6 protein-coding genes are annotated in these 5068 nt (G+C 64.5%); 4 read left to right on the forward strand and 2 right to left on the reverse strand.

What is annotated here, in order from left to right:
* Together A5789_RS34175 and A5789_RS36160 are read left to right on the forward strand one after the other, a co-directional pair.
* Positions 1 to 462, forward strand: a 462-nt coding sequence (locus A5789_RS34175) for a transposase (RefSeq protein WP_197516794.1), incomplete at its 5' end; no start/stop codon positions are given.
* A 238-nt stretch (positions 463 to 700) separates the two neighbouring features.
* On the forward strand, positions 701 to 1414 hold the full coding sequence (locus A5789_RS36160) for a DUF3558 domain-containing protein (RefSeq protein ID WP_193615599.1): 714 nt from the start codon (positions 701 to 703) through the stop codon (positions 1412 to 1414).
* 41 nt (positions 1415 to 1455) lie between these two features.
* Here the strand turns inward: A5789_RS36160 and A5789_RS34185 are convergent, their stop codons facing one another.
* Together A5789_RS34185 and A5789_RS36165 are read right to left on the reverse strand one after the other, a co-directional pair.
* Entirely contained in the window at positions 1456 to 1851 is a 396-nt protein-coding gene (locus A5789_RS34185) for a hypothetical protein (RefSeq protein ID WP_155525895.1), read from the reverse strand.
* Between the two features lie 16 nt (positions 1852 to 1867).
* The gene (locus A5789_RS36165) at positions 1868 to 2398 is read right to left on the reverse strand and encodes a DUF3558 domain-containing protein (RefSeq protein ID WP_193615598.1); all 531 of its coding nucleotides are present in this window, start codon (positions 2396 to 2398) and stop codon (positions 1868 to 1870) included.
* A 438-nt stretch (positions 2399 to 2836) separates the two neighbouring features.
* Here A5789_RS36165 and A5789_RS34200 point away from each other — a divergent pair, with 438 nt between their 5' ends.
* Together A5789_RS34200 and A5789_RS34205 are read left to right on the forward strand one after the other, a co-directional pair.
* Complete coding sequence (locus A5789_RS34200; protein WP_082941151.1) at positions 2837 to 3625, forward strand: DUF2637 domain-containing protein; 789 nt, start codon at positions 2837 to 2839, stop codon at positions 3623 to 3625.
* A 218-nt stretch (positions 3626 to 3843) separates the two neighbouring features.
* Complete coding sequence (locus A5789_RS34205; protein ID WP_082941152.1) at positions 3844 to 4905, forward strand: replication-relaxation family protein; 1062 nt, start codon at positions 3844 to 3846, stop codon at positions 4903 to 4905.
* Positions 4906 to 5068: the final 163 nt, after the last annotated feature.

Here is a 5068-nt window from a genome sequence, read left to right on the forward strand (position 1 = left end):
ACGGTGAATCTGATGTCGATAACCCCGAAATCGTCGTGGCCATGGGTGCGGACCTTGTTGCACTCGGTGTTCGACCAGGCCGACTCTGAATCGGTTGCTGCTCAATATGATCGGATGCTCGACGCACTGACCGAGAAGTTGCCGAAGGTGGCAGCTCACCTCGACGCCGCTCGGGCCGATCTGCTGTCGTTCACCGCGTTTCCCAAACAGATCTGGCGTCAGATCTGGTCCAACAATCCCCAGGAACGGTTGAACAAGGAAATCCGCAGGCGCACAGACGTTGTCGGCATCTTCCCCGACCGCCAAGCCATCATCCGGCTCGTCGGCGCCGTCCTGGCCGAGCAGCACGACGAATGGATCGAAGGCCGCCGCTATCTCGGCCTGGACGTGCTGGCTCGCTCCCGCGGCGTCACCGACCCCACCGACGAACAGGAGGACCCCACCCCTGCACTGACCGCCTGATCGAACAGGATCACGCGGCAATCACCCGATACACCACCCGTTTGGACTTGACCGTCCTTCGCCCGCTGGGCCACCAGCGGCTAACCGAAACCACAGTCTCGCAGCCGCGGTTTGGTGTCGAAATGCCACGGGGCGTGCCCATTGCCGTCCCCGCACACCGCGCAACCAGCTGTGTTGTGCCTTGGTCGTACACGCACCTGCACGGCACGAACACAACCTCTCGATGATAGGGAGAACAATGAAGCCCAATTACGCTGCCTGGCGCATCGACCTCGCCGACAAGTGGGCGCAGCGCGCGCCGGCGGCAGTCGCGATCGCGATCACATGGGGCCCTGAGGCGGCAGTCCGCTTCGTCCTACAAACAATCGCGGAAGCACCCGAACCGCATGGGGGCGCTCCAGTTCAGGCTGATCTGTGTCCGAGTGGCGGAGTAGAGGAATCAATACGGCGACATGTCATAGCGACGGCGATATGCACAGCGGTGCAAGCGGCTGGGTGCCGGCTTACCGCCGGAGCCACACCAACCGCCGAGACAACCGCTCTGTGGGACCCGTCTACCGGCATACCCGCCGATGCCTTGCGCGCGTCGAACGTCGATGCGTCGAGCAGCGAATCCGGAATCGCCGGTATCGAGCAAATCGGCTGGAGGATCTGCGGATGGCGCGGCCCCGAGTACTCGATCACCGTCTACTCGACCGCGCGCACCGTCGATCAGTTCGAGAACAAGCCCGGCAACGTCGATTTCACCGACGTGACGATCGCCGGCCGCAGCGGTCGGCAATTCAGGCTTGACGGAGCATCGAAACACCTCAACTGCAACGTCGTATTCGCTGCACAGCAGGGCGTCGTCCAACTTCAGGTACTGATCCGCGCAGCAATGGATAATCCGCCGGAACCCTGTGAACTACTGGCTCGAATCGGCGAGAACCTCGTCCCGTGGTTTCCCGGATAGGACGGGCGACAAGGCAGTTCGGCCCGAAAGGCCCAGTCCGGCTACTTCTTCGGCGCGGGGTTCTGGTCGATGATCCCGTTCAGTGTGGTCGAGTTCGTGTAGTCCTGGCCGGTGAGCCGAGCCAGCGAAATCGCCATGACCTCCCGCATATTCTTGACGGTCTCGATGTGGTCGGAAATGATTTTGTCGATGGAGTTGTCATCGCCGGTCGCCTGGAGCTTGAACTGCCCCTCGAGCATGTGCCCCATATCGAAGTCACCGAAGCCGGAAACCGTCTTGACCTGCCCGATGAGCAGGTTCATGTTCTCCAAATCTTCGATGCGCTTATTGCAGGCCGCGAGGCACTCCCGAGCTACTTGCTCATCGTCCAGATAGAGCTCCCCTGCACGAGCCGCCACAGCCTGCTGTTGCCAAGCATTGAGGTCACTACCCGCCATCCCCTTGCCCCCTTAGCTATTGCGGAATCGACGGCACGATCGCGTTACCAATCTTGGCAAGCGTCGGGCATGGGTCGATCGGCACATCATCAGACAACCGACCCACCACCTGGATTTGCACCGAGCCCTGTGCGGTTTGGAACACGACGTCACAGTTTCGGTCCGCCCCTTGTTCTCCGAACTGGGTGCCCTGGCGCCCCGCCATCGTGACCGGCTGCTGATTGATGTTGCCGCCCTTGTTCGCGATCTCTCCGGGCGAATGCTTGGCGGTCGAATACACCGAGATCGCGTATTTCGCGCCCTTCCATGCGCAGATTTCCCAACCCGACTGATGGACGCCAGCGATTCCGGACTGCTTCGTGCTGGGGTCCACCTGAGCCGCAGTCAAAGCGCCATCCGGAATCCCAGTGCACGGATCCCACACTGCCGCAGCAGCATCGCTCGTGGTCGAGGTAGCCGCACCGTCCGTAGTCGAGCTACACCCCGCTGTCACCACCGCCAGCACCGCCCCGATAGCGACCGCCACCCCTGCCACTCGTCGCTGCACCCGACGTCCTCCCGCTCGACAGACAACTTCGCTACGGACTATAGGACGCGGCAACGCACCACAGGGTTCCAAGTCCTCCCGCAGGGCCTCGACCAGGGCGCTGCGCCCGATCCACCGGGCACCTTCTCGGTGCCCCCGGTGCGGCACGTACAGCATCTACACGTAACCGCACCCGTCGCGAACTGCGGGTTTCCGCAACAGTTGACATCGTTCGCCGGCGTCATCGTTCCGGTGGCGGTGCGCAGTGAATGCCGGGCAGACCATCACCGGTTTGACCGCGTTGCAGGCCGATGAGCTGGCTTGCGTGGTGCGCGGGGCTGACTACCGCCACATCCGCGTTCCGCATGTGCCGGTCAGCCGATCGGTCACCGATTCGCAGGTATTCGCCTGTGCCCCCCGTCATTTGCGAGGCGGGCCCCCGGCCGGAGGTGCGCTGGGATGAGCAGCAGCGCTTTCTCGGGTCGCCGTGATCGGACGTTGTTGATCCAGTGTGCATGTACCGCAGTCGTAGCGCTCGGCGCGGCGTACGCCTCGTACCGGCACGGTCGGGAGTTCGCGTTGCGTTTCGGTGCGGACGAGACGACGGCCGGCATCTGGCCGTTGATCGTGGACGGACTGTTGACCCTGGCGACGGTCGAGCTGTGGAAGACCGGCCGCGACGATAGTGCGGGCGGCCGGTGGGCAGCGTGGTCGGCCTTCGTGTTCGGGATCTGCCTATCGCTATGCGCCAATATCGCAGCAGCCCCGGGGCTGAGCGTATTCAGCGTCGCAGTGGCCGCGTGCCCACCGGTGGCGTTGCTGCTGGCGGTCGAGTTACTCAACCGTGCGCTGAAACGGCACCGCGCCGAGACTGACGGGACCGTGGACGAGACCAGTACCGAGACCGACGGGACGGAGGGGACTGCGGAGCCGATGGCGCCCGTGGTGCGTCTCGCGTCGGTCCCGGCAGGGTCTGGCCTACCTGCCGAGCTGACCGCGGAACAGCGCATGTGGGCGTACTACACCAGCGAGCGTTCGAAGGGACGGACTCCGTCCGGCGCGGAGCTGGACCGGATCGCGGGCACGAACAACTACGGCCGCCGCGTGCTACGCCGGTGGAAGACGGCAGACCGGTCGCCTGCGGACGCGACCGACGATCAGATGAATCGTGCGGTGGGCATCGACGAGCCCAACCTCTGGACCCGCGCGGAAGGCGCCGGGCGGCCGGCCGAGGGTGATGCCCGGTGACCAGCTGCGACACCACCCGGACTGCGGATGGCTCAGCGGTTGGTAGGGCGGATGCAGTGGCGGGTGGTCGGCGTCCTATAGCCGCCACCCCAAACGCCGAACACGACAACCGCATCCGTGCCGGTCGGGCCCGCATTCGAGGCAAGGGGACTGAATCCAGAATGAATTCCAATACTCATACGTATTCCCCCGTCGGGCGGCGCGGCAGGCCCCGTGGCGTGCCTCGGGGCGCCGGGCATCCGGACGCGGGTCCGTGGTTTCGTCTGCTCGATCGTGACCGTCGACTGCTAGCACTGCTTGCCGAGCACAAAGCGTTGACCACCGACCAGATCGCGTCGCTGGAATTCGCCTCGGTTCGCCGCGCACAAGATCGGTTGCGGAAACTGCGCGAGATGGGAATGCTGTTCGCCTTCCGCGAATCCCTCTACGGCGGCGGCACGACCCAAACACGGTACGCCCTCGGCTATCTCGGCGCACGCCTGATCGCGGCCCAGCGCGCGCAGACCCCGCCTGCCCCGGCCAAGTACGCGCTGAGTTTGGAGCGGTTGGCGTGCTCGCCGATGCTCACACACCGCCTGGGCGTCAACGGCTTCTTCTGCGCCTTGGCCGCCCACCGAAACCCCACCCGCCGCAATGACCCGGTCACACCGGATGGGTTGCAGGGACTGACCCAGTGGTGGTCGGAGCGCCAATGCGCCGAGATGTTCTGGACTAATGCCTCCGGCGAGGACCAGCTCCATCCCGATGGCTACGGCTGTTGGGAAGACCGCGGCCGTACGGTGCGATTCTTCCTCGAATATGACACGGGCACCGAGTCGTTGAACACCGTCGCTTCCAAACTTGCTGACTACCAGCGCTTCCCGACCGACAGATTCGGGATCCTGTTGTTCTCCGTGCATTCAGCCCGCCGCGAGACCGGGTTACGAACCGCGCTGAGGCGCGCGTTCGGCAGTTGTGCCCCCGGCCTGGTCATCGCGACCACCAGCCGCGACCTGACCCACCCCGCCGGACCGGCAGGACCGATGTGGGCACTCTGGACGACCGATCGCGGCGACGCAGTAACCCAACGACTACGACTGGCCGATCTCCCCGAACGCGGCCCTCGCATCGCCCACCACACCAGCGCCGAGCAGCCCTACAACGAGGCAGCCTTCGACCACGACGACCCGCGAATACAAGACCTCCTCTACCCCGACCAAACTCGACCCAGGACCCGGTGGTCGATCCCTGTCGACGTCGCCAGGCGCCCTGAACGAATGGAACGTCCATTCTCAGGATGACCGGTGACCATCAGGCGGGCGGTATCGGCGTTGTCGCGAAACATTCAATCGCGGGCGCTCTGCGCTCAATTCGGCGAGTCTGCTCGCCAGGGGACTGTCGGTGTTCCGGTGGATCTGATCTCGGTCCGATGAGTCGAGCCTGATGGCTCGGCAGGAAGGACCG

Source organism: Nocardia sp. 852002-51101_SCH5132738 (assembly GCF_001665695.1).
Taxonomy (GTDB): Bacteria; Actinomycetota; Actinomycetes; order Mycobacteriales; family Mycobacteriaceae; genus Nocardia; species Nocardia nova.